19 protein-coding genes and 1 pseudogene are annotated in these 22,580 nt (G+C 71.9%); 12 read left to right on the forward strand and 8 right to left on the reverse strand.

What is annotated here, in order from left to right:
• From FAF44_RS39725 to FAF44_RS39745, 5 genes and pseudogenes are all read right to left on the reverse strand, one after another.
• A pseudogene (locus tag FAF44_RS39725) lies at positions 1-189 on the reverse strand (carbohydrate-binding protein); the annotation flags it as partial.
• Positions 190-244: 55 nt separating this feature from the next.
• Entirely contained in the window at positions 245-1,681 is a 1,437-nt protein-coding gene (locus FAF44_RS39730) for a carbohydrate-binding protein (RefSeq protein WP_237108537.1), read from the reverse strand.
• Positions 1,678-3,240: a chitinase gene (locus FAF44_RS39735; RefSeq protein ID WP_237108538.1), complete on the reverse strand. Its 1,563-nt coding sequence runs from the start codon at positions 3,238-3,240 to the stop codon at positions 1,678-1,680. The genes FAF44_RS39730 and FAF44_RS39735 overlap by 4 nt, the downstream gene beginning before the upstream one ends.
• Positions 3,241-3,518: 278 nt before the next feature.
• Complete coding sequence (locus FAF44_RS39740) at positions 3,519-5,345, reverse strand: M14 family zinc carboxypeptidase (protein ID WP_237108539.1); 1,827 nt, start codon at positions 5,343-5,345, stop codon at positions 3,519-3,521.
• A gap of 89 nt (positions 5,346-5,434) precedes the next feature.
• On the reverse strand, positions 5,435-6,109 hold the full coding sequence (locus FAF44_RS39745; RefSeq protein ID WP_237108540.1) for a nitroreductase family protein: 675 nt from the start codon (positions 6,107-6,109) through the stop codon (positions 5,435-5,437).
• A 94-nt stretch (positions 6,110-6,203) separates the two neighbouring features.
• Here FAF44_RS39745 and FAF44_RS39750 point away from each other — a divergent pair, with 94 nt between their 5' ends.
• A complete protein-coding gene (locus FAF44_RS39750) occupies positions 6,204-6,674 on the forward strand; it encodes an Lrp/AsnC family transcriptional regulator (protein WP_237108541.1) in 471 nt (156 codons plus the stop codon).
• A gap of 11 nt (positions 6,675-6,685) precedes the next feature.
• On the opposite strand, the gene FAF44_RS39755 is transcribed toward FAF44_RS39750, so the two are convergent.
• On the reverse strand, positions 6,686-7,285 hold the full coding sequence (locus FAF44_RS39755; RefSeq protein WP_308193460.1) for a hypothetical protein: 600 nt from the start codon (positions 7,283-7,285) through the stop codon (positions 6,686-6,688).
• Positions 7,282-8,673 carry a selenium-binding family protein gene (locus FAF44_RS39760; RefSeq protein ID WP_237108542.1) on the reverse strand — a complete coding sequence of 464 codons (1,392 nt, stop codon included), beginning with the start codon at positions 8,671-8,673 and terminating at the stop codon, positions 7,282-7,284. Before FAF44_RS39760 ends, FAF44_RS39755 begins: the two co-directional genes overlap by 4 nt.
• Positions 8,674-8,798: 125 nt before the next feature.
• Between FAF44_RS39760 and FAF44_RS39765 the strand changes: the two genes are divergently transcribed.
• The 3 genes from FAF44_RS39765 to FAF44_RS39775 all read left to right on the forward strand — a co-directional run bounded on the left by FAF44_RS39765 (position 8,799) and on the right by FAF44_RS39775 (position 11,590).
• On the forward strand, positions 8,799-9,995 hold the full coding sequence (locus tag FAF44_RS39765; RefSeq protein ID WP_237108543.1) for a serine hydrolase domain-containing protein: 1,197 nt from the start codon (positions 8,799-8,801) through the stop codon (positions 9,993-9,995).
• A gap of 50 nt (positions 9,996-10,045) precedes the next feature.
• Positions 10,046-10,735, forward strand: a complete 690-nt coding sequence (gene leuE / locus FAF44_RS39770; RefSeq protein WP_237108544.1) for a leucine efflux protein LeuE — start codon at positions 10,046-10,048, stop codon at positions 10,733-10,735.
• Between the two features lie 213 nt (positions 10,736-10,948).
• The gene (locus tag FAF44_RS39775; RefSeq protein WP_237108545.1) at positions 10,949-11,590 is read left to right on the forward strand and encodes a VC0807 family protein; all 642 of its coding nucleotides are present in this window, start codon (positions 10,949-10,951) and stop codon (positions 11,588-11,590) included.
• Here FAF44_RS39775 and FAF44_RS39780 read toward each other — a convergent pair.
• Positions 11,498-12,772, reverse strand: coding sequence for a sensor histidine kinase (locus FAF44_RS39780; RefSeq protein WP_237108546.1), 1,275 nt, complete (start codon positions 12,770-12,772; stop codon positions 11,498-11,500). The two genes, FAF44_RS39775 and FAF44_RS39780, sit on opposite strands and share 93 nt — an antisense overlap.
• A 392-nt stretch (positions 12,773-13,164) precedes the next feature.
• Between FAF44_RS39780 and FAF44_RS39785 the strand changes: the two genes are divergently transcribed.
• From FAF44_RS39785 to FAF44_RS39820, 8 genes are all read left to right on the forward strand, one after another.
• Complete coding sequence (locus FAF44_RS39785; RefSeq protein WP_237108547.1) at positions 13,165-13,782, forward strand: DedA family protein; 618 nt, start codon at positions 13,165-13,167, stop codon at positions 13,780-13,782.
• Between the two features lie 36 nt (positions 13,783-13,818).
• Entirely contained in the window at positions 13,819-14,631 is an 813-nt protein-coding gene (locus FAF44_RS39790; RefSeq protein ID WP_237108548.1) for a DMT family transporter, read from the forward strand.
• Positions 14,632-14,695: 64 nt separating this feature from the next.
• The gene (locus FAF44_RS39795; RefSeq protein ID WP_237108549.1) at positions 14,696-15,901 is read left to right on the forward strand and encodes a glycosyltransferase; all 1,206 of its coding nucleotides are present in this window, start codon (positions 14,696-14,698) and stop codon (positions 15,899-15,901) included.
• Positions 15,898-16,569: a DUF998 domain-containing protein gene (locus FAF44_RS39800; RefSeq protein ID WP_237108550.1), complete on the forward strand. Its 672-nt coding sequence runs from the start codon at positions 15,898-15,900 to the stop codon at positions 16,567-16,569. The genes FAF44_RS39795 and FAF44_RS39800 overlap by 4 nt, the downstream gene beginning before the upstream one ends.
• A gap of 45 nt (positions 16,570-16,614) precedes the next feature.
• Positions 16,615-17,340, forward strand: coding sequence for a cytochrome P450 (locus FAF44_RS39805; RefSeq protein ID WP_237108551.1), 726 nt, complete (start codon positions 16,615-16,617; stop codon positions 17,338-17,340).
• Positions 17,337-18,080, forward strand: coding sequence for an isocitrate lyase/phosphoenolpyruvate mutase family protein (locus tag FAF44_RS39810; RefSeq protein WP_237108552.1), 744 nt, complete (start codon positions 17,337-17,339; stop codon positions 18,078-18,080). The genes FAF44_RS39805 and FAF44_RS39810 overlap by 4 nt, the downstream gene beginning before the upstream one ends.
• Before the next feature lie 7 nt (positions 18,081-18,087).
• Entirely contained in the window at positions 18,088-20,973 is a 2,886-nt protein-coding gene (locus FAF44_RS39815) for a BTAD domain-containing putative transcriptional regulator (RefSeq protein ID WP_237108553.1), read from the forward strand.
• A gap of 35 nt (positions 20,974-21,008) precedes the next feature.
• Positions 21,009-22,520 (forward strand): MFS transporter, encoded by a 1,512-nt coding sequence (locus FAF44_RS39820; protein WP_237108554.1) that lies wholly within the window; start codon positions 21,009-21,011, stop codon positions 22,518-22,520.
• Positions 22,521-22,580 lie beyond the last annotated feature (60 nt).

Below are 22,580 nucleotides of genomic sequence, written 5' to 3' on the forward strand. Positions count from 1 at the left end.
CGGCGTCGCCCGAACAGCCCCGGCACCCCCGTGCACCGGGGACGACACGGCCTGCGCACCGGAACACGTCCAGCCGGTCAGACCGCTCTCGAAGCCGGGGTTGACCACGAGGTTGGCGGCGGAGGCGGGGGTGGCGTGCAGGGCGATGAGTGCTGCGGCGAGCAGGGCCGCCGGTCCTCGGAGTCTCATGGGTTTCCTCACTGCGGCCCGCCCTCCGGGGTACGGGGGCGGGCCGCTCAGCGGGTCAGAAGCCCGCGGTGATGCGGGTGAACTCCCAGTCGGACTGCGCGATGCCGCTGCAGTTCGAGACCACGCCGCCGCCGGGGCAGGGACGGTCGCGGTTGACGGCCCAGTACGCCAGCCGGGTCAGCCCCTTGGACCTGGCCCAGTCGCGGATCTGGGTCCAGGTGGCCGGCGAGGTCAGCTCCTGCTGGTCCGACAGGCCGTTCATGCCGGAGATGCCCATGTGCGCGTACGCCTGGGCGTCGGTCCAGCCGAACGCGTTCTTGAGCGCGTTCTTCAGCCCTTCGGAGGCGTTGACCGTGTCCTGGTAGATGTTGCCGCTGCCGAAGTCGAACGGCATGATCGTGTAGTTGTCGATCGGCACGCCGAGCGCCTTGGCCTGGTTGACGAGGCGGACGCCGTGGGAGTTCGGGCCCGACGTCGTGGTGCCGAAGGTGACGACGACCTTGACGTTCGGGTTGTTCTGCTTGACGATCTTGAGCGCGTTCAGGATGCGATCCTGGACGGTGTAGTTCTCGAACTCGTCGGTGTTCTCGATGTCGAAGTCCACGACGGCCGGGCCGACGGCGTTGATGACCTGCTGCACCGCGTTCGCGTACGCCTGCGGCGTGGAGCAGTTGGGGCCGAGCTTGTTGCCCTGCCAGCCGCCGAAGGAGATCTGGACGTTGCCGCCCTTCGACTTGATCGTGTTGATGGCCTGCTGGTCGGCGCCGCCGGTGAGCGCGCGGTTGCCGTCCCAGGCGGGGGTGCAGCCGCCGCTGGACAGGATGAACGCCATCGTGAACGACTTCACGCCGGTCGCGTCCATGACCGTGCCCGGGTTGGGCGGGTTGCCCCAGCCCATGTAGAGGTAGGGCGCGCCGGCCAGCTTGGCCGGGTTGTCGCCGCCACCGCCGCCCGCGGAGGTGGTCGCGGTGACCGAGTTGCTGACGCCGGACAGGTTGCCGGCCGCGTCCCGGGCCCGGACGGTGTAGGTGTAGCTGGTACTGGCGGCGCGGCCGGTGTCGGTGTACGACGTGCCGGTCGCGGTCGTGACCAGGGTGCCGCCACGGTAGACGTTGTAGCCGGTCACGCCCACGTTGTCGGTGGAGGCGTTCCACGCCAGCGAGACGCTGCTGGAGGTGACGCCGGTGGAGCGGAGGTTGCCGGGCACGGACGGTGCCGTGGTGTCGGAGCCGCCGCCGCCCGAGCCCTGCTTCCAGAGCGCGGGCACGTTCGGCGGCTCCCAGCCGGGCTGCGAGGTGTGGGCCTGGAGGCACACGTAGTCGACGCCGTTGTAGGTGACGACCGCGCCGATGGCGTAGGAGGTCCACGGCGCCCAGGCCGCGGCCAGTTGCCGTACCGCGCTGTGGGCGGTGGGCCCGGTGACGATCCCGGCCCCGGTCAGCACGAGGGCCAGGCCGGCCGCCAGAGCGGTGAGTCTGCTGCGAAATCTCATGGCATTCCCTGGAGGTGGGGCTTGACGGTCTTGGAGAACGACCAGTTGGTGCTCGCGTCCCAGTTGATGGACCAGGTCATCGCGCCCCGGATGTCCGGGTAGGCGCGCGGCGGCACGAAGGTCCCGCAACCGGTGCGCTTGGCCAGGCAGTCGAGTGCCTGGTTGACGAGGGCGGGCGCGACGACGCCGCCGCCCGCGGCTCCCGGTCCGGCCGGCAGGCCCAGCGCCACCTGGTCGGGGCGCAGGCCGTTCTCGAGCTGGATGCAGGCCAGGGCGGTCATGAAGTTGACCGTCCCCTGCGTGTACGCCTGCGCCTGGTCGCAGCCGAGCATGGAGCCGGAGTTGTAGAACTGCGTGTGGACGACCGTGAGGATGTCCTTGATGGACAGGGCGAGCTTGAAGTACTCCATCCCGGTCGACTGCATGTCGATGGTCTGTGGGGCCATGGTGATGATCAGGCCGGAGCCGGCCTTGGCGCGCAGCGACCTGAGGGCCTGGGCCATGTAGGTGGCGTTGAGGCCGTTCTCCAGGTCGATGTCCACGCCGTCGAAGCCGTGGCTCTGCATGAGCGCGTAGACCGAGTCGGCGAACCTCGTCGCCGCCGCGGCGTCGGCGACCTGCACCCGGCCGGCCTCGCCGCCGACCGACAGGATCACCTTCTTGCCGCGCTGGTGCAGCGCCTGGATGTCGGCCTTGAACTGGGCGTCGGTGTAGCCGCCGACGGCCGCGGCCAGGCCGGGGTCGAGCGCGAAGGCGACCTGGCCCGCGGTGGCCGTGGCCTCGCCGAACGCGACGGCGACGAGGTCGTACTCGTCCGGGACGGCCGAGAGCTTCAGTTCGGTGGCGGCGTTGACGAAGTTGTGCCAGTAGCCGGTCAGGAAGTGCCTGGGCAGCGTCCCGCCGCCGGTGCAGCCGGTGGTGGTGGCGGTCACGTCCTGGCCGGGGGACTCGCCCTGGGCGTTGTACGCCCTGACCGTGTAGGTGTGGGTCTCGCAGGCGGCCAGCCCGCTGATCGTGGCCGTGGTGGCGGTGGTGGTGGCCTTGACGGCGGCGCCTTCGTAGACGCGGTAGCCGGTCACCGTGCCGCCGGCGGCGCCCCAGGTCAGGGTGATGGCCGTGCCGGTGGTGGTGGCGCTGACGGCTCCGGGCGCGCCGGGCACGCCCGGTGTCGAGCCGCCGCCGCAGGATGCCCCGTTCAGTGTGCAGCCGGAGATGCCGGGGAAGTTGCCGGGGCTGCCGTTGAAGCCGAAGCTCGCGCTGGCCCCGGGCGCCAGCGGGGAGGCCCAGGACGGGTTGGTGAACGTGTAGTGCTGGCCGCTGCGGGTCAGCACGGCGTCCCAGGCGGAGGGGATGCTGTAGCCCGAGGGCACGTCGAACTGGACGTTCCAGCCCGGCATGGCGGCGGTGGTGCCGTTGGTGACGGTGATCTTGCCTTCGAAGCCCGAGCCCCAGTCGGACACCTTGACGAAGGTGGCGGTGGCGGAGGCGGCCTGGGCGGGAAGGGCTTGGAGGCTGAGTGCGAGGGTCGCCAGCGACAGGAGGATCGCGCGTAGTCTCACGGTTCTTCCTTCGGGGTGTGCGTGCCGTACGGCTTGCACCGGGGGGTGAGAGCGCAAGCCGTACGGCACGGCCCGCGGAGGTGAGACGCGGGCCTGGGGGGTGTCTGCGCGAGTAATCTTGCAGCGGTTGTTAGGTTCTGTCCGAATGAAGATTACTTTTAGGAAAGTTTCCTAAGAGTTGTCGCGATCGTAGCTTTGACACCGGAGCCTTACAAGACCCAAACATGACTCCGCCGCACGAGGACCGGGATCCCGTGCGGCGAAGTGACGGCTGACGGCTATGGCTGCTGGGTGATCTTCACATCGTCCACGCCCGCCTCGACCAGCGAGGCTCCCGAGGCGTCGGCCGCGTCGATGAGGATGCGTACGGTCTGGCCCGCGAACGCGTCCAGGCTCGCCGTGGCGGTGGCCCAGGTGCCGTTGCGGTTGGCGGCGGCCCCCGTCTGGTTGAGCACCGTGGCCGTGGCGGCCCCGACCACGCGGACCCGCAGGTAGTCGGCGCTGGAGGAGTTCGAGCCGTGCGCCAGGTACCACGATAACGACAGGTTCAGCGGGCCCGTCGAAGGCAGCGTGATGGGTGGCGACTGGATCGAGGTGACGCCGCCGTCGATGTCGTGGTCGCCGGCGGCGCTACCCGCCAGACGGCCCGTGACCAGGGCGTTCGCGCCGCTGACCGTGGCGTCGAGCTGCTTGGCGCCGCTGGACGCGGTCGCCTCCGGGTCACCGCGCTCCCACAGCCCGGCGGTGGCCGTGTCGGTGCCGGCCGGGTTGGCCGTCCAGCCGGTGGCCGTCTCGAAGGTGTCGGAGTAGACCGTCACCGGCGGGGTGCCGGTGCCGCAGTACTGGGCCTGCTTGCCGATGATGCGGTAGACGCAGTCGGAGTACTCCAGGAAGCGCAGCACCGCCTCCCTGTTGCGGGTGGTCTGCGGGACGATCTGCTCGTCCGGCGGGTAGAAGCCCGGGTTGGAGCCGGTCGGGTACATCTCGAACGTGAAGCTGAAGATCTTGTAGACGCCCCACAGCCAGTCGTCGATGGTGCCGTCGGTGATGTAGAGGTCGCTGGCCTGCTGGGGCGTGTAGTTGTTGGTGGACGCCATGTTCTGGCCGAGCGTGGCGTGCGCGTCCCGGTCGTCCTGGGTCAGGCCGGCCGCGGTGTCGTTGAAGGTGTAGCCATAGGGCCACAGGACCAGCTCGCTGTAGGTGTGCCAGTCGATGTGCGACTTGATCTGCTGGACGCCGCCGATCACCCGGCTGCGCACCCAGTTCGCCGCCGCCCTGACCTCGGGCGCCGACTCCGCGCTGGCCCCCCGGTAGGTCTCGCTCGACGTCGTGCCGGAGGAGCCGCCGCAGCAGCCCCAGTTGTAGCCCCAGTTGCGGTTGAGGTCGGTGCCGACGGCCGAGGAGCCGGAGTTGGGCTGGCGGTTCTTGCGCCAGGAGCGGTAGGAGCCGGTGGCGATGTCGTACTCGCCGCCGTCGGGGTTGAGGTCCGGCATGATCCAGATCTCTCTGGTGTTCACCAGGTTGGTGATCCTGGAGTCGGTGCCGTAGTTGTCGGTCAGCAGGCGCATGATGTACAGCGCCATCTCGACCGTGAGGTGCTCGCGGGCGTGCTGGTGGGCGGTGAACAGGACCTCGGGCTCGCTCTCGTCGGTGCCCACGTTGTCGCTGATCTTGATCAGGCGGAGCTGCCTGCCCTCGTACGAGGTGCCGTAGTTCGACTGGCTCATGATCGTCGGGTGGGCCGCCACCAGGGCGTTGATCTCCGCGTTCATCTCCGCGTAGTTGTGGTAGGCGGAGTCCGCCGGCGGGAAGTCAAACGCGCCGGCGGGCGGGAGTGTCGGGCGCGGGGCCTCCGCGACCCGGTAGCCGAGCCGCCTGATGGCGGAGACCTCGGCTTCCGTGGCCGTGACCAGGACCGAGTCCGCGGCCACCTCCTCGATGGCGGCACCTGTGGCCGCCACGGCGCTGCGTTGCTGGGCGTCGGCCGGGCCGGACACCCGGTACTGCTTGTTGGGCGGCGGCTCGGCAGCGGCGCCCGCACCTGTCATGCCGGTCAGGCAGATCAGGCCGAGGGCAGCCAGCAGGATGACAAAACGGCGTTTCACCACGTCCTCCTCAGGCGCTCGGGATGGTGTCATTGACTCGCGCCTGAACTGAGAGTGATGACGTTAGAAGGCTCAGAAAAGACCCAAAGTTACGGACATGGAATGAGGATGTCCGACAAGGGCTTCCTGGTCAGGTCGGGCACTTCCGCCCTTTCGGCAGCGTAACCGACCGGGAACAGAATGTAGGGACGTTCATTGGTCGGCCGATGGCAAATGTCGCTGAGGAAAGCCATCGGATTCGGTGTGTGCGTCAGCGTGGCCAGGCCCATCGTGTGCAGCGCCGTGACGAACAGGCCGCAGGCGATGCCGACGCTCTCGTTGACGTAATAGTGCCGGACCTTCTCCCCCTCGGGCGTGCGGCCGTATTTCTCGGCGAAGCACACCACCAGCCACGGGGCCGTCTCCAGGTATGCCTTGTCCGAGGTGGTCCCGATCGGCTCCAGCGCCGCCCGCCAGTCCGGCGGCAGCCGCCCGCCCTCGTAGTTTTGCCGCTCCTCGATCTCGGCCGCCTCGCGCACGCGCCGCCTGGTCTCCTGGTCGCCGATCGCCACGAACTTCCACGGTTGCTGGTGCGCCCCCGACGGCGCGGTGCCGGCGGCCCGCACCGCCAGCTCCACGCACCGGTACGGCACCGGCTCGGCGCTGAAGGCCCGCACACTGCGCCGCCGCCGCACCAGCCGGTGGAACTCCTCGCCGCGCCTGACCATCTCCTCGGGCGCGTAACGCGGCGGTGTGTAAGGAACGAACGGGTGTCGATGCTCCATGAGATCCGCAGTCTCGGCCCGATGACCGGAGCTGACAACAGCACCCCCTCCATGCTGCCGATCTGGCAGCCGAAACCCCCTTTCGGAGGCGAATATGCCAGCACGCCGCCACGGCCTCGACGATCTCGACCGCGCGGTGCTCCGGCTGGTCGCCGAACGCCCGCGCAGCGGCCTGCTGGAGATCGCCCGGCTGCTGGGCGTGGCGCGCGGGACCGTGCAGGCCCGGCTGGACCGCATGACCGCCGACGGCGTGATCACCGGCTTCGGCCCGGCCCTGTCCCCCGCCGCCCTCGGCCACCCCGTGCAGGCGTTCACCACGCTGGAGGTCGAGCAGGCGGCCCGCGAGTACATCTCCGCCACGCTGGAGGCCATCCCCGAACTGCTGGAGGCGTACATCGTGACCGGGCCGGGCGACGTCCTGTGCCGGATCGCCGGCCGCGACCACGAGCACCTCCAGCAGGTCATCGACCTGATGCTGGCGATACCCGGGGTGCGGCGCAGCACCACCGTCATCGCCCTGTCCACCGTGGTGCCGCACCGCGTGCTGCCGCTGGCGGGTCCCTGACCCGCGGCCCGTCAGACCTGGGCCAGCGTGATCGCCCCGGCGGCCACCAGCGCCACGGCCCACATGCGGTCCACGTTGAACCACGCCCGCCGCAGCACCGCCAGCCCGGCCACCCGGTACACCGGCACCGCGACCGCCAGGGCCACCCCGAACATGGCCAGCGTGTGCAGGGCCGCCACGCCCAGCCCGCCGGAGACGGCGTGCCCCGGGTGACCCTCCGCGTGCAGGCCGGTGAAGACCGGCAGCAGCATCAGCCCGGCCCCGTGGGCCGACGACATCAGGAACGACCAGCCGGCCAGTTGCCACAACGACAACCGCATGCCCACCCACCGGAAGTGCCGGCGGGACAACAACCGCCACAACCCGAAGCCCACCAGCACCACCCCGCCCCCGACCGACAGCACCGTGCCGGTGACCAGGGAGCCGGTGGCCGCCACGACGAGCGCCACGAGGGCCACCGAGGCGAGGTGGCCCAGGGCGATCATCGGGATCGACTGGAGCAGCCGGTCCATGCTGCGCTCCTGCAGGCCGCGGGCCACGGCGAAGAGCCAGCCCATGGCCGGGTTGAGGCCGTGGAAGGCGCCCAGCAGGAGCACCGTGGCGAGCGTCACGGGTAGCAGTAGGAGTCGGAGGAGGCGTCACCGCCCTGCAGCCGCACCTGGTGGGGACGCAGTCCGCGGAAGGCGTCCCCGTGGGGGAAGAAGCGGGTGTCGAAGGTGAACGAGTCCGTGTCGATCTTGGCCATCCAGGCGCCCACGCCGTCGGGGTAGAACTGGTCGTCCCAGGCCCCGTACAGGGAGTTGGTGACATAGACGCGGCGGCCGTCGCGGCTGACCTCGACCATCTGCGGCCCGCCGCGCAGCGCGAGTCCGGGCTCGGCCGGGTGCGGGCTGCGCCGGGCGATGCCGCCCACCCGCACCGAGCCCAGCTCCACCGGCCGGTACGGGTCCGACACGTCGAACTGCTTGAGCTCCCCGGTGCCCCAGCACGACACGTACAGGCGCTGGTCGTCCACCGACAGGGCGAGGTCGGTCACCAGCGGCGGCACCGCGCCGAAGGGCTGGAGGATCGGCGGCAGCAGGTCGGCGGCGGCCGGTTCCGCGGGGATCGAGATGACCTTCCTGGCCTGCCAGCGGCCGTCCTCGTGGAACCAGAGCCACACCGACGCCGACAGGTCCTCGACGCTGGTGACCACGCCGACGAAGCCGTACAGGCGGGTGGGGTCGTGGGCCGGGCGCAGTTCCAGGGGCATCTGGTGCTCGTCGCCCAGGTCCACCTCCTGGACGTGGGTGCGCTTGCGCAGGTCCCAGAAGTGCAGCTTGTGGCCGTACTTGCGGCCGAGCAGCAACTCGCCGACGAGGCCGTCCTCGATCATCGACGGGGTGCCCCACTCCGAGGAGATCAGCACGTCCTGGTTGATGTGCCACCAGAAGTCGTAGGCCAGGTACTGCGGCCCCCGGTCCAGCTCCCACTGCCCGACGACCTCGAACGAGGTGTGGTCGAGCACCGCGATCCCGCCCGGTCCCTCCCTGCCGTCGGCGCCGCCGAGCGCGGAGACGTACAGGCCCTCGGGGCCGCAGTGGACGGTGTGCGGCCGTGAGTAGCCGGCGCGCCGGGCGAGTTCTTCGGGCTCGATCACCTTGACCAGTTCGGGGCTGATCCGGTCCTTGGTGTCGTAGATGTGGATGCGCGAGGAGCGCAGGCCGGGCACGACCAGGTAGCGGCGTTCGACGTGCGGGTGCGGCGCGTTCGGGCACAGGGCGCTGCTGCACGCGTTCCACCCGAAGTGGTGGAGCTCGTCGCCGGTGCCGGGCAGGTCGGTCCAGCCCACGACCGTGCCGTAGGCGGGTGAGGACGGGTCGGTGTCGATGACGGCCAGCGCGTCCGGCCGCGAGGCGGCCCGGTCGAAGGCCGCCACGTAGGCCAGCTTCTCGGCGGGCGCGCCGGCCGCGTCACTGGGTGAGGGATAGAACGTGGGATCCGGAGTCCAGCGGGTCATCCTTCCAGATATAACTTAATTCCCTACATGGTCAATAGGTAATGTGCGTGACCAGGTCCTCCGCCGCGCGGCGCGGGGGTCCGGTTTACACGGGACGGCTTTCGTGATGCATTCGGGAAATGACCGTGCATGGCACTTTCGATCCCGCGTTCAGCCAGGTCGCCGAGGAGTTCGCGGCCAATCTGGCGGACCGCGGCGAGGTGGGCGCGTCGGTGTGCGTGATCGTCGACGGCGAGGTGGCCGTCGATCTGTGGGGCGGCCAGGCCGCGCCCGGACGCCCCTGGACGCGCGGCACGATCGGCCACGTCTGGTCGTGCACCAAGGGCGCGACGGCCCTGTGCGCCCACGTGCTCGCCGCGCGCGGCGACCTCGACCTCGACGCGCCCGTCATCCGCTACTGGCCCGAGTACGGCGCGGGCGGCAAGGGCGGCACGCTGGTCCGCCACCTGCTCGCCCACCAGGCCGGGCTGCCCGCGCTGCGCGAGCCGCTGCCGCCGGGCGCCTTCTACGACTGGAAGCTGATGGCCGGGCGGCTGGCGGAGCAGGAGCCCTTCTGGGAGCCGGGCACCCGGCACGGCTATCACGCGCTGACGTTCGGCTGGCTGGTGGGCGAGGTGGTACGGCGGGTGAGCGGGCGCTCGCTCGGCACGTTCTTCCGCGAGGAGGTGGCCGAGCCGCTGGGGCTGGAGTTCTGGCTGGGGCTGCCGGAGGAGCAGGAGGGGCGGGTCGCGCCGACCGTGCCGGCCGATCCGCCGCGCGAGCCCCCCACGTTCTCCCTCAGGGCGTTCACCGAGCCCGGCTCGATGCAGGCGCTGGTGCTGGCCAACGAGGGCGGGTACATGGCCGCGGGCGAGTCCGACAGCAGGGCCGCGCACGCCGCCGAGATCGGGGCCGTCGGGGCGATCACGAACGCGCGGGGGCTGGCGGGCATGTACCGCCCGCTGTCGCTGGGCGGCGGCGACCTGGTGAGCCGGGAGCACCTGGCGCTGATGTCGCAGACCGCCTCGGCCGGGGCCGACACGGTGCTGCTCGTGCCGACCCACTTCGCGCTGGGCTTCGTCAAGGCGGTGGACAACCGGCACCTGCCCGGGGCCGACCGCGAGGGGGTGCTGCTGTCGCAGACCGCGTTCGGGCACGTCGGGATGGGCGGCTCCGTCGGGTTCTGCGATCCGGCGGCGCGGCTGGCGTTCGGTTACACGATGAGCAGGCAGGGCTCGGGGCTCGGCGTGAACCCGCGGGGCCAGGCCCTGGTGGACGCCACGTACCAGGCGCTCGGCCACCGGCGGGCGTACGGGGGGATCTGGTACGCGGCCAACCCCTGATCACGAGATACCGTTACATGTCACCGGTTCTTTCCCCTGGAGCAAGCGGCATGTTCTTCGGCATCACCGATTTCTGGGCCTACGTCGTCGGCGCCTTCCTGATCATTCTCCTGCCCGGCCCGAACTCGCTGTACGTCCTCAGCTACGCCGCCCGGCACGGCGTGCGCCAGGGCTACCGGGCCGCGGCGGGCGTCTTCGTCGGCGACACGGTGCTGATGTTCCTGGCCGCCGCCGGCGCCGCCTCGCTCCTGCGCGCCAATCCGCTGCTCTTCTCGATCGTCAAGTACGCCGGCGCCGGTTACCTCGCCTGGATCGGCTTCCAGATGATCCGCGGCGCCTGGCGGTCGTGGCGCTCGACCCCCGTCACTGAGCTGCCGGTCACTGAGCCGCCTGTCGGGGAGGCGATCCCGGCCGCCGCCGTCAAGGGCGAGGAGCGGGCCCGCCCGTTCCGCAAGGCCCTGACGATCAGCCTGCTGAACCCGAAGGCCATCCTGTTCTTCGTCTCGTTCTTCGTGGCGTTCGTGGACCCGGGCTACGCCGCCCCCGCGCTGTCGTTCCTCATCCTCGGCGCGGTCATCCAGGTCTTCAGCCTCCTCTACCTGACCGGCCTGATCTTCGGGGGCTCGTTCCTGGCCGGCCAGTTCCGCACCCGCCGCAAGCTCAGCGCCGGGCTCACGTCCGGAGTGGGGGCCGTTTTCCTGGGATTCGGCGCGAAGCTCGCCACCACGTCACTCGGATGAAAGGCGCGGGCAAGGCGGCGCTGTTTTGCTGGAGCCAGATGGAACGCGGCAAAAGAGGCAGTTCCATCACCTCCCCTCGGGTACGGTAGGCCACCGGCGTGCTTCCCGGGACGGCGGCGATGGACGCCTCGGTGGCATCCAGCCGTCCATCCCGGCAAGCCTGACCCCCGAACCCCGGCCGACGCTGATCGTCGGCCAATCTGCGGAGCAGCCTTGAACCATCCACCGGTCACTCTCCCGCGCCTCACCGCACTCGCCCGGCAGGCGGCTCCCCGGCTGCTCGAAGGCGTGGTCGCCCCTCTCGCCGTGTTCTACCTGGCCATGACGGTGCTGGGCCTCCAGTGGGCGCTGGCGCTCACCCTCGCCTGGGTCTACCTCGGGGTGGCCTGGCGGCTCGTCAGGCGGGTCAAGGTGCCCGCCACCATGTACCTGGCCGCGTTCGCGATCACCATCCGGACGATCGTGGCGTTCTGGACCGGCACCTGGATGTGGTACTTCATCCAGCCCGAGATGGGCACGCTGTGCATCAGCATCGCGTTCCTCGCCTCCGTCCGGCTGAACAAGCCGATCGTGCAGAAGCTCACGCTCGACTACATCCATCTGCCGTCGGCGGTGCTCAAGCACGAGCGGGTACGGCGGTTCTTCGCCCGGATCACCCTGCTGTGGGCGTTCGTGCTGCTGATGAACTCCACGTTGAGCATCTTCCTCGCGGTGTACGAGTGGTTCGCCGGCTCGCTCGCCGGGTACATGGTGCTGCGCACGTCAGCGGTGGCGCTGATCAGCGGCGCGGCGATCGCGTTCTCGGTCATCGCGTTCAAGCGGCTCCTGGGCCGGCTGCAGGTCGCCCACACCTGACCTCCCGGCCGGCGGGGACACCCCGCGCGCCGGACGGGCATCCGGCTCCTCCGCCTGGGGGAGGGTGACCGACAGTTCGAAGCCGTCGCCCGCCGGGCCGGCGGTGAGCGTGCCGCCCGCCAGCCGTACGCGCTCGCGCAGCCCGGCCAGCCCCAGCCCGCCGGCCCGCGCCGTGGGCCGGGAGCGCGGCGGCCCGTTGCGCACCCGGACCAGGTGCGGCCCGACCGAGACCGCCACGACCGCCCCCGGCGCGTGCTTGGCCGCGTTCGTGAGCCCCTCCTGCACCACGGCGCGGGCCAGGCCCGGCACCGGCCCGGCGGCCAGGTCGAGGGTGATCGACATGCCCGAGGCCGCGGCCCGCCCCACCAACTCCGGGACGTCCTCGCGCACGGGGACCAGCGGCGCGGCCTCGCTGTCCTCGCGCAGCAACCCGATGATCTCGCGCAGCCGGTCGGTGGCGTCGGCCGCCGCGATCCGCAACTCCCCCGCCGCCTGGACCTGGGCGGGGGCGAGGCCCGACGCCAGCTCCAGCCCGGCGGCCCGGACCGCGATCAGGGCCAGGTCGTGGCCGAGCGAATCGTGCATCTCGCGGGCGATCCTGGCCCGCTCGCGCAACCTGGCCTGCGCCTCGGCCGACGTCCTGGCCTGCCGCCGCTGCTGGAGCAGCCTGCGGCGCAACAACCCCAGCAGGTACGGCACCAGGTAGGTGCCGACGAGCCCGGTGGCCATGGAGACCCACAACGACAGGTCGCCGCCCCTGGCCGGCACCACCGTCACGCCCACCAGCACGATCAGGCAGAACGCCGCGAGCGCCGGCCACGTCCCGGCCAGACGCCGCCCGGTCAGGTACGCGTACCACATGATGAACGGCGACGTCGGGAGCAGCGGGAAGATCTTCACGTCGCGCCTGGGCAGCAGCCAGCTCAGATCCACCGTCGCGAAGCCCTCGCCGAACTGCCACGGCCCCAGCGGCAGCAGCACCACCAGCGCGGCCAGCGGGTAGCGCCGGCCGACGAGCACGGCCACCGTGGCGAGCCCCAGCCGGGGCACGGTCACCATGGCGAACCCGGCGAGATCGCGCGACGGATCGGGCCCCATGGCCGCGACGAAGATACACAGCCCGGCCCACAGCAGCAGGTCAGAGACCACCTGGCGGCGGCTCTCCCGTCGAAGACGCTTCACCGCACCGACGTTAGCCGCCGTACCGGAGCGCGGACGCCGCCGGAAGTCGGGCCAGGCCCTTGACGAAAGTCAGGGGTGGGGCTGGGACTGCCGGCGGGGTATGGCTAGCCCCACCACGAATGCGCCTATCTCCACTCCTGACTCGGCCGGCGCCAACCGGTTGGATCGAGAGTGTCAGCCGGTAGTCGCACGCGTGACCCTGACGAAAGTAGGGGGTGGTGCGTGCCGATCGTCCGATGTGCCGTGACCTGCGGAGTTTCTAACTTCATGGGGTACTGGCCCTGACCCGCGTAGGGGAAAGGACCGTGTTCGACCGGGGGCATCCCCGATGGTCCCGGGAGAACCACGCCGACAGGCTGTGAATGTGCCCTAAATGATCGGAGTCCACGTCCATGTCGCACGCCATTCTCGACTTCGTCCAGCAGGTGATGTCGTCACCTTGGTTATACGCCGTGATCTTCGGCCTCGCGCTGCTCGACGGGTTCTTCCCCATCGTGCCCGCCGAGACCGCGGTGATCACAGCAGGCGTGTTCGCCGTCAGCGGCGAGACCAATCTGGCCCTGGTCATCGTGGTGGCCGCGCTCGGGGCGTTCGCCGGTGACCACGTCTCCTATCTGATCGGCAACAAGTCGGGCGGCAGGCTGCGCGACAAGAAGGCGTTCGTCTGGGCCCGCAACGCCCTGGCGGAGCGGGGCGGGCTCATCCTGGTCATCGCCAGGTACATCCCGGGCGGACGCACCGCGACCACGCTCACCATGGGCGCGGTCCGGCATCCGCTGCGGTCCTTCACCTTCTTCGACTCGATCGCCGCGGGTTCGTGGGCGATCTACTCCACGATGATCGGCTACTTCGGCGGGATGGCGTTCGAGAACGACCCGTTCAAGGGTCTGCTGCTCGGACTGGGCATCGCGCTGTCCATCACCGCCGTCGTGGAGATCGTGCGGTGGGCGCGGAAGCGGCACGCCATCAAGGCTTCTTCCGAACGTCTTCCCACAGACACGTCCGTTTGACCCTGCCTGGCAACCATCCGTCTGAAAGGAGTGCGCATGACTGTGCTGGCCGCGGTGATCGCCCTGGTCGGTTCGCTGTTCTTCGCGCTCGGGGCCGCGCTGCAGCAGTTCGAGGCGGTGGGCTCGGCCAAGCCGGGGCTGCTCGCGCTGCTCCGGCGGCCGCGCTGGCTGGCCGGCGGCGCGGCCATTCTCGCGGGTGGTGGTCTGCACATCGTGGCACTCGGGCTCGGGCCGCTGACCATCGTGCAGCCGATGGGCGTGGCCAGCCTGCTGTTCGCCCTGCCCATCGCCGCCACGCTGCACGGCCGCAAGCCTGCTCGCAAGGAGCTCGCGGCGGCCGGCTTGGTGGCGGCCGGGCTGATCGGACTGGTGCTGCTGGTCCCCGAGTCCGACGGCCCCACCCACCTCAGCCCGACCGGCGTGCTGACGCTGCTGGGCGTGGCCGGGGTGGCGGCGGTGCTGCTGTGGGCCGGCTCGAAGGCGGTCTCGCCCGCGGGCCGGGCGGCGCTGCTGGCGACCAGTTCGGGCGTGCTGTACGGCGCCACCGCCACCCTCATGCGGGTGCTGGTGGACGGCCAGTGGAACTGGTGGTACCTGCTGGCGCTGCCGGTCCCCGCGCTGCTGGCGCTGGTGATGCTCCAGCGGGCCTACGCCGTCGGGCACTTCGGCGTCTCCTTCGCCTCGCTGCAGATCGCCGACCCGCTGACCGCGGTCGCGTTCGGCGCGCTGCTGCTGGGCGAGCCGCTGCCGACCGGGATCCTGCCGGTCCTGGCGGCTCTGCTGACCGCCGCGGGCACGGTCGCCCTGGCGCGGACCAGCCCGCTGGAGGCCCACAACGATCCCGCATGAGATTCCCCCGTTCACGGCTGTCCCCAAGCCATCACCGCTGAAATCGGAGTTCATCGACATGGCCATGCCCCTGCACAGCGTTCCCGACGTCGCCTCGCTCTCCCCCGCCCCCGAGCGTCCGCGCCGGATCCTGATCTCGTCCGACACCTACCCACCTGATGTGAACGGCGCCGCGTACTTCACCCATCGCCTGGCCACGGGCCTGGCCGCGCGCGGCAACGAGGTGCACGTGGTCTGCCAGTCCGACAGGGGTCCGGCCAGCGCCGACGTGGTGGACGGCGTGGTGGTGCACCGGTTGCGCTCGGCGCCGCTGCTGGTCCACCCGACCATGCGCGTCACGGTGCCGGCCCGGCTCGACCGGCTGGTGTCCATCATCAAGCCCGACGTGCTGCACACCCAGGGGCACTTCGTGGTCGGCCGCTCCGCCGTCGCCGCCGCCCGCCGGGCCGGCGTGCCGATCGTGGCCACCAACCACTTCATGCCGGACAACCTCTTCCAGTTCGCCCACATCCCCGAGCGGCTGCGGCTGAAGGCGGGCCGGCTGGCCTGGCGGGACTTCAGCCGCATCTTCAACCGGGCCGACCACATCACGACGCCCACCCCGCTGGCCGCCAAGCTCCTGACCGACCAGGGGTTCGGCCGCGAGGTGGAGCCGGTCTCCTGCGGCATCGACCTGACCAGGTTCCGCCCGCACTCCGAGCCCAAGGCGTGGGCGCGCAAGATGTTCGACCTGCCCGACCGGCCCACCATCCTGTTCGTCGGCCGGCTCGACGAGGAGAAGCGCCTCGACGAGATCGTCCGGGCGCTGCCGCTGGTGCTCAACGAGACCGACGCGCAGATCGCGTTCGTCGGCAAGGGCAACCAGCGCGAGGAGCTGGAGAGGCTGGCCAAGCGCATCGGCGTGAGCGACCGGGTCTTCTTCCTCGGCTTCGTGGCCGACGAGAACATGCCGCAGGCGTTCGCCGCCGCCGACGTGTTCGCCATGCCCGGCGTCGCCGAGTTGCAGAGCATCGCCACGCTGGAGGCGATGGCCTCGGGGCTGCCCGTGGTGGCGGCCGACGCGATGGCGCTGCCGCACCTGGTCAACGACAACGGCTACCTCTTCGAGCCGGGCGACGTGCTCTCGCTGGCCCGGCACCTGACCACGATTCTCGCCGACGAGGGCCTGTGCGCCAGACTCGGCAAGGCCAGCCGCGAACTGGCGCTGACGCACGACGACCAGGCGTCCCTCGCCCGGTTCGAGAGAATCTATGACGAGGTGATGCGATGACTCCCAGGCAGAGTGTCTGGGGAACGGTGATCGGCACGCTGGTGTCGGCCGGCGCGCTCGCGTACGCCGACGTGGCGCTGCCCACCCAGGTGCTGCTGAGTGACTACGCGCTGGTCTCCGGCGGGCTGGTGCCCGTCCTGATCGGGATGCTGGCGCTGGCCGGGGCGTGCCTGTGCCTGGCGTACGGGCTGGCCGTGATCGACCCGGCGCGCACCGCACCGGCCAGGGTGCTGCTCGTGGCCGGCACGGCCGGGCTGATGATGAGCGCGATCTTCCCCACCGATCCGGGCACGTCGCAGATCGGCACCGTCTCCGGCGAGATCCACCGCTGGTCGGCCGCGGTCGTGTTCACCACGCTGCCGGTCGCCGGTTGGGTCCTGGCGCGTGGCCGGGCGGCCACGGCGCGCTGGAACGCGGTGCGCGCGATCAGCGTGGCCTCCGGGGCGACGCTGGCGATCTACCTGGCGGCGCACCCGGCCACCATCACCTCGTCGCTGATCAACGGCGGCGGCTACTACGGGCTGCTGGAGCGCGGCGTCGTACTGGCCGAGATGGCGCTGCTCATCGCCATGGCGCTGGCCGCCGTCGCCGAGCGGAGCGTGGCCGGGAGCCGGTCCGTGCCCTGCGAGCCGTCACCGGCCGAGCCGCAGCAGCGGCTGGCCGCCTGAGACACTTCGACCGCCGGCGAAAGGATCCGGTCCTACCGTGAACCCATGCTCATCACACGCCATGCCGAGGCCGAGGCGGTGCTCTCGGACGCCAGGTACGTTCCGCCGCCCGTTCGCCAGGACGGCGCGGAGGGGACGCTGGCCTGGTTGCGCGCCAGGGTGTCGCGGTTCAGCAGTGGCGAGACGCACGCGCGGCGACGCCGGGAGCTGGCCGGGCCGCTGAGCGGGCTGGACCCCGCGCGGCTGCGATCGGCCGCCAGGGCGCTGACCGGGCGACGGGGCGGCGACTGGCGCGGTGTGCCGACCGCCGTGCTGGCGGAGGCGCTCGGGGTCGAGGACAGCGGCGCCGTACCCGCCGCAGCGGCCGGTTACCTGTCGGGACGGGAGAGCCCGGAGGCCGACGCCGCCGCGGCCGAACTGCTGAAGCAGGCCGGCATCCCGGTGATCACGCTGCTGTTGCAGGCGCACGCCGCCACCGAGGGGCTCATCGAGAACGCGCTCGAACGCGCCGCCACCGGCCCGAGCCGCGACGACATCGACGAACTGCTGCGTGAGACGCTCCGGTGGGATCCGCCGCTCACGGCCACCCGCAGGCTCGACACGCGCACCGGCGACGAGGTCGTGATCGACCTGGTGGCCGCCAACCGCGACCCCCGCCCGTGCGATCCGGCCGGGAGCCACCTCACCTTCGGCCACGGCCTTCGCCCCTGCCCCGCGCCCGAGCACGCGCTCGCGCTGGCCGCGGGCGTCCTGGAAGGACTGCTCACGTGAACTTCCGCGACCTGCACCGCCCCGGCGACCCGCTGCTGCTGCCCAACGCCTGGGACTACGGCTCGGCCGCCTACCTGGCCGCGCACGGCTTCCCCGCGATCGGCACGACGAGCCTCGGGGTGGCCGCCGTCCACGGCAAACCGGACGCGGCCGGCCGCACCAAGGCCGAGACCATCGAACTGGCGGAGGCGATCAAGGACCTGGACGTCCTGGTCACGGTGGACATCGAGGGCGGCTTCAGCGACGACCCCGCCGAGGTGGGCGACCTGGTCGCCGCGCTGGCGGCGCTCGGCGTGGCGGGCGTCAACCTGGAGGACGGCCGTCCGGACGGCACCCTGCGGCCCGTCGGGCTGCACCAGCGGATCATCGAGGCCGCCACGGGACACGGGGTGTTCGTCAACGCGCGTACGGACACGTACTGGCTGGGGAGCGGGGAGGGCACGCTGGAGCGGGTGGCCGCGTACGGGCACGCCGACGGCGTCTTCGTGCCCGGCCTGAGCGATCCGGCCGAGATCGCGAAGGTGGCGGCCAGCACGCCGCTGCCGCTCAACGTGCTCTACCAGCCGGACGGTCCTGGCCTGGCCGAGCTGGCCGCGGCGGGGGTGGCCAGGGTGAGCACCGGATCGTTGCTCTACCGGGCCGCGCTGCGGGCGGCGCTGGGCACGGTGCTGGCCGCCCGGGGCGAGCCCGAACCGCAGATCCCGACATATATCCAGATCGTGGCAGGGTTGCCGCGATAATCGAGTCATGCGCTTCCAGATCCTCGGGCCCACGCACGTGCTGGAGGACGACGGCGAACCGGTCATCCTCGGCGGTCCCCGGGTCCGTGCCCTGTTGACGCTGCTCGCCCTGCACGCGGGCCGCGTCGTCGGCGCGGACCAGCTCGTCGCCGGCATGTACGGCCCCCGTCCGCCCGAGGGCGTGGCCAACGCGCTGCAGTCGCAGGTGTCCCGGCTGCGCCGGGCGCTGGGCCGGGATCTGGTGGAGTTCCACCCCGCCGGGTACCGGCTGGTCGCCGATCCCCGGGACGTGGACGCCCGCCGGTTCGAGCTGCTGACGTCCGACGGCCGGCAGGCGCTGGCCGCCGGAGAGCCCGAGCGGGCGGCGGCGCTGCTGCGCGAGGCGCTGGAGCTGTGGCGGGGCGCGGCGCTCGCCGACGTCCCGCACGCCGAAGCCGCCAGGGCGGCCCTGGAGGAGTTGCGGCTGGCCGCCACCGAGGACCGGGTGCGGGCCGACCTCGACCTCGGGCGGCACCGCGAGCTGGTGGCCGAGCTGAGCCAGCTCGCCGCCGCGCACCCGCTGCGCGAGCGGCTGCGCGCCCTGCTCATGCGCGCCCTGTACGGCAGCGGCCGGCAGGCGGAGGCGCTGACGGTCTTCGAGGAGACCAGGCAACTCCTGGACGACGAGCTGGGCGTCGGGCCCGGCGCGGAGCTGGCCGCCGCCCACCTGGCCGTGCTCAGGGCCGACCCGGCGCTCGGCACGGCCGGCTCCGCACCTCCGGCGCGTCCGGCGCGTCCGGGGCGGCCGGAGCAGCCGGCGGGTCCGGAGGGCGCGGGCCGGCGGGCCTCGGCCAGGCAGGGCCTGCGGGCCCAGCTCACCAGCTTCGTCGGCCGGTCGGACGAGCTGACCCAGGTCGGGGCCAGGCTGCGCGACAGCAGGCTGGTCACCCTGATCGGCCCTGGAGGCGCGGGCAAGACCCGGCTGGCGATCGAGATGGCCGCCGGTGAGGCGGGCGACGTGTGCTTCGTGCCGCTCGCGCCGGTGTCCGGCGGCGACGGCGTGCCGCCGGCCGTGCTGGCCGCGCTCGGCATCCACGACGCCCGGCTGCACACCCCCGAGCGGCCCTCCGTGAACCCGGTGACCAGGCTGCTCGCCGCGCTGGCCGAGCGCGAGCTGCTGCTCGTCCTGGACAACTGCGAGCATCTCGTGGCGGCCACCGCCGAACTGGCCGATCACCTGCTGGCCGCCTGCCCCGGCCTGCGCGTGCTGGTGACCGGGCGAGAGGCGCTGGGCATCACGGGCGAGTCGATCCTGCCGGTGGCGCCGCTGCGGCTGCCGCCGCCCGAGGCCGACAACCCGCTCGACTATCCGGCCGTGCGGCTGTTCGCCGACCGGGCCGCCGCCGTCCGGCCCGGCTTCGTGGTGGACGCGGGCAACGCCGCGCACGTCACCCGGATCTGCTGGGCGCTCGACGGGCTGCCGCTGGCCATCGAGCTGGCGGCGGCGCGGCTGCGCACGATGTCGGTCGCCGACGTCGCGGCCCGGCTCGACGACCGTTTCCGGCTGCTGATCCGCGGCAGCCGTACGGCGCTGCCCCGGCACCAGACCCTGCGCGCGGTCGTCGCCTGGAGCTGGGACCTGCTGGACGAGAGCGAGCAGCGGATGGCCAGGCGGCTGAGCGTGTTCGTGGCCGGGGCGCGGCCCGAGGCGGCCGAGCGGGTGTGCGGGCTGCCCGAGGAGGTGCTGTTCTCGCTGGCGGAGAAGTCGCTGGTGGAGTTCGTGGACGGCCGCTTCCGGATGCTGGAGACGATCCGGGCGTTCTGCGTGGAGCGGCTGGAGGAGTCGGGCGAGGACGACACGGTCCGCGACGCCCACGCCCGCTACTACCTCGACCTGCTGACGACGGCCGACCCGCGGCTGCGTACCGGCGAGCAGATGCGCTGGCTGGCCCGGCTCGACGAGGAGAGCGGCGACCTCGACGCGGCCCTGCGCTGGGCGACCGGCTCCGGGCGGCTGGAGCTGGGCCTGCGGCTGCTGGCCCACAGCGCCTGCTACCGGTGGATGCGCGGGCACCGTGGCACCAGCGCGAGCCTGGCCAAGGGCCTGCTGGCCGCGCTGGGCGACGCGCGCCCGCCCGGCCTGGACGAGGAGTACGTGATGTGCGTGCTCGTCACGGCCTGGACCGGCGTCGCGGACGATGACCTGCGCGAGCGGCTGAACGAGGTGCGGCGGCTGATGCCGGTCGACTTCCTGCCGGAGCGGATCGAGTTCCTGATGATGCTGCTGTCGATGCTGACCGGGCCGCCGCAGGACTTCGAGGCGACGTACGAGCTGCTGGAGCAGCGGCCGGAGAACCTGCCGCCGTGGATGGCGGCGCTGTCGAGCGCCGGCCGGGCGTACGTCCTGCAGGTGCTCGACCGGATGGACGAGGCGGTGGAGCACTTCGAGCGCAGCCTGGCCGCGTTCAAGGACATCGGCGAGCGGTGGGGCATGGTGCTGGTGCTGTCCGGGCTGGGCTCGCTGCGCCAGTTGCAGGGCGACTTCCGCAGCGCGTACGTGCTGGCCGACGAGGCGCTCGTCCTGGCCCGCGAGCTGGGCACCACGACGGAGATCGCCGAGGCGCTGTGCCGCCGGGGCGACGCGCAACTCCACCTGGCGGGGCTGGAACCCGCGCGCGCCGACTACGCGCGGGCGGCCGAGCTGTCACGCCGCAGCGGCTCCACGGAGATCTTCGGCTGGGCGCTGCTCGGGCTGGGCCTGGTGGAGCTGGCCCGCGGCGAGAGCGCCGCCGCCCGCTCGCTGCTGACGCAGGCCCGCCAGGTATGCCCCGACGACTGGTACAGCACCGAGGACACCCGCGCCCGCATCGAGGCCGCGTTGGCCGAGCTCGGCGGGACGGTCAGCGAACGGTAGGCCCGCCGTCAGCCATCACCGGCAGTGTGGTGCGCATGAAGAACAAATGGTCCTGTCTGGCGATCGCGTGCCTGGCCACGCTGCTGCTCTCGCTCGACCTCACGGTCCTGCACCTGGCCCTGCCCCGGCTGGTGACCGACCTCGGCGCGACCTCCACGCAGTTGTTGTGGATCGGCGACATGTACGGCTTCGCGCTGGCCGGCCTGCTCGTCACCATGGGCAACCTGGGCGACCGCATCGGCCGCAAGCGCCTGCTGCTGATCGGGGCCGTCGCGTTCGGGGCCGCCTCCGTGGTGACCGCGTACGCGCCCAGCGCGGAGCTGCTGATCGCGGCCAGGGCGCTGCTGGGGGTGGCCGGGGCCACGATCATGCCCTCGACGCTGTCGATCGTCCGGAACGTGTTCACCGAGCCCGGCGAGCGCACCACGGCCATCGGCATCTGGAGCGGGATGAGCGCGGCGGGCTTCGCCATCGGCCCGGTCGTCGGCGGCGTGCTGCTCGACCACTTCTGGTGGGGCTCGGTGTTCCTGATCAACGTGCCGATCATGGCGCTGGTGCTCGTCGGCGGTCTCCTGGTGCTGCCCGAGTCGCGCAACCCGGACGCGGGCCGGCTCGACCTGGCCAGCGTGGCGCTGTCGTTCACCGGCATCGTGACCGCCATCTACGCGATCAAGGAGGCCGCGCACAACGGCTTCGGGCACGTGGACGTGCCGGCCGCGGGGGCGGCGGGCGTGGCGCTGCTGGCACTGTTCGTGTGGCGGCAGAAGCGGCTGACCGAGCCGCTCATCGACGTGCGGCTGTTCGCGCGCCGGGCGTTCACCGCCTCGATCGTGACGAACCTGCTGGCGATCTTCGCCATGTCGGCGATGATGCTGATGTTCGCCTGGTACCTGCAGCTCGTCCTCGGCTGGTCGCCGCTGCAGGCGGGGCTGGCCCAGCTTCCCGGCGGGCTGAGCGGCGCGGTGGGCGGCATCCTGGCCGCCGGGCTGGTGCGCCGCATCGGCAGGAACGGCGTGGTGGCGCTGGGGCTGGCCATGAACGCGGCCTCGTTCCTCTTCTACGCCACCCTCGACACCGAACTGAACTACCTCGCCCTGCTGCCGGCCCTGGTGATCGGCGGCGTGGGAACCGGGTTCGCCTTCACCGTCAACAACGACAACGTCCTGGCCACGGCGCCGCGGCAGCGCGCGGGGGCCGCCGCCGCGGTGTCGGAGACGGCGTTCGAGCTGGGCGGGGCACTCGGCATCGCGATCCTGGGCACGGTGCTGACCAGCGCCTACCGGGCCAACCTGACGCTGCCCGCCGGGCTGCCGGGCGGGGCCGCCGAGGAGTCGATCGCGGGCGCCATGGGCGTGGCCGAGGCGCTGCCCGCCGAACAGGCGGCCCAGCTCGTACGGGCGGCGCAGGCGGCCTTCCTCGAGGGCGTGCACCTCACCTCGATCGTCACGGCGGGCCTGCTGGCGGTGGTGGCGGTGCTCGCGCTGGTGGGGCTGCGCGGCGTGCCGAAGGTCATCCCGGAGGAGGTCCTCACCGGCTCCCACTCCTGACCTCGGCCCTCCCACCCCCGGCTGCCCATGGCTCCGCCCATCCCCGGCGGCCCCTTGCCC

It is taken from the genome of Nonomuraea sp. MG754425, assembly GCF_021699195.1.
Classification (GTDB): Bacteria; Actinomycetota; Actinomycetes; order Streptosporangiales; family Streptosporangiaceae; genus Nonomuraea.

Excerpts from the sequence above, each read along its gene's own strand:
- FAF44_RS39730 (WP_237108537.1), bottom strand. The coding sequence starts at position 1,681 with ATGAGATTTCGCAGCAGACTCACCGCTCTGGCGGCCGGCCTGGCCCTC.
- FAF44_RS39745 (WP_237108540.1), bottom strand. The coding sequence starts at position 6,109 with ATGGAGCATCGACACCCGTTCGTTCCTTACACACCGCCGCGTTACGCG.
- FAF44_RS39750 (WP_237108541.1), top strand. The coding sequence starts at position 6,204 with ATGCCAGCACGCCGCCACGGCCTCGACGATCTCGACCGCGCGGTGCTC.
- FAF44_RS39760 (WP_237108542.1), bottom strand. The coding sequence starts at position 8,673 with ATGACCCGCTGGACTCCGGATCCCACGTTCTATCCCTCACCCAGTGAC.
- leuE (WP_237108544.1), top strand. The coding sequence starts at position 10,046 with ATGTTCTTCGGCATCACCGATTTCTGGGCCTACGTCGTCGGCGCCTTC.
- FAF44_RS39785 (WP_237108547.1), top strand. The coding sequence starts at position 13,165 with ATGTCGCACGCCATTCTCGACTTCGTCCAGCAGGTGATGTCGTCACCT.
- FAF44_RS39790 (WP_237108548.1), top strand. The coding sequence starts at position 13,819 with ATGACTGTGCTGGCCGCGGTGATCGCCCTGGTCGGTTCGCTGTTCTTC.
- FAF44_RS39795 (WP_237108549.1), top strand. The coding sequence starts at position 14,696 with ATGCCCCTGCACAGCGTTCCCGACGTCGCCTCGCTCTCCCCCGCCCCC.
- FAF44_RS39800 (WP_237108550.1), top strand. The coding sequence starts at position 15,898 with ATGACTCCCAGGCAGAGTGTCTGGGGAACGGTGATCGGCACGCTGGTG.
- FAF44_RS39805 (WP_237108551.1), top strand. The coding sequence starts at position 16,615 with ATGCTCATCACACGCCATGCCGAGGCCGAGGCGGTGCTCTCGGACGCC.
- FAF44_RS39815 (WP_237108553.1), top strand. The coding sequence starts at position 18,088 with ATGCGCTTCCAGATCCTCGGGCCCACGCACGTGCTGGAGGACGACGGC.
- FAF44_RS39820 (WP_237108554.1), top strand. The coding sequence starts at position 21,009 with ATGAAGAACAAATGGTCCTGTCTGGCGATCGCGTGCCTGGCCACGCTG.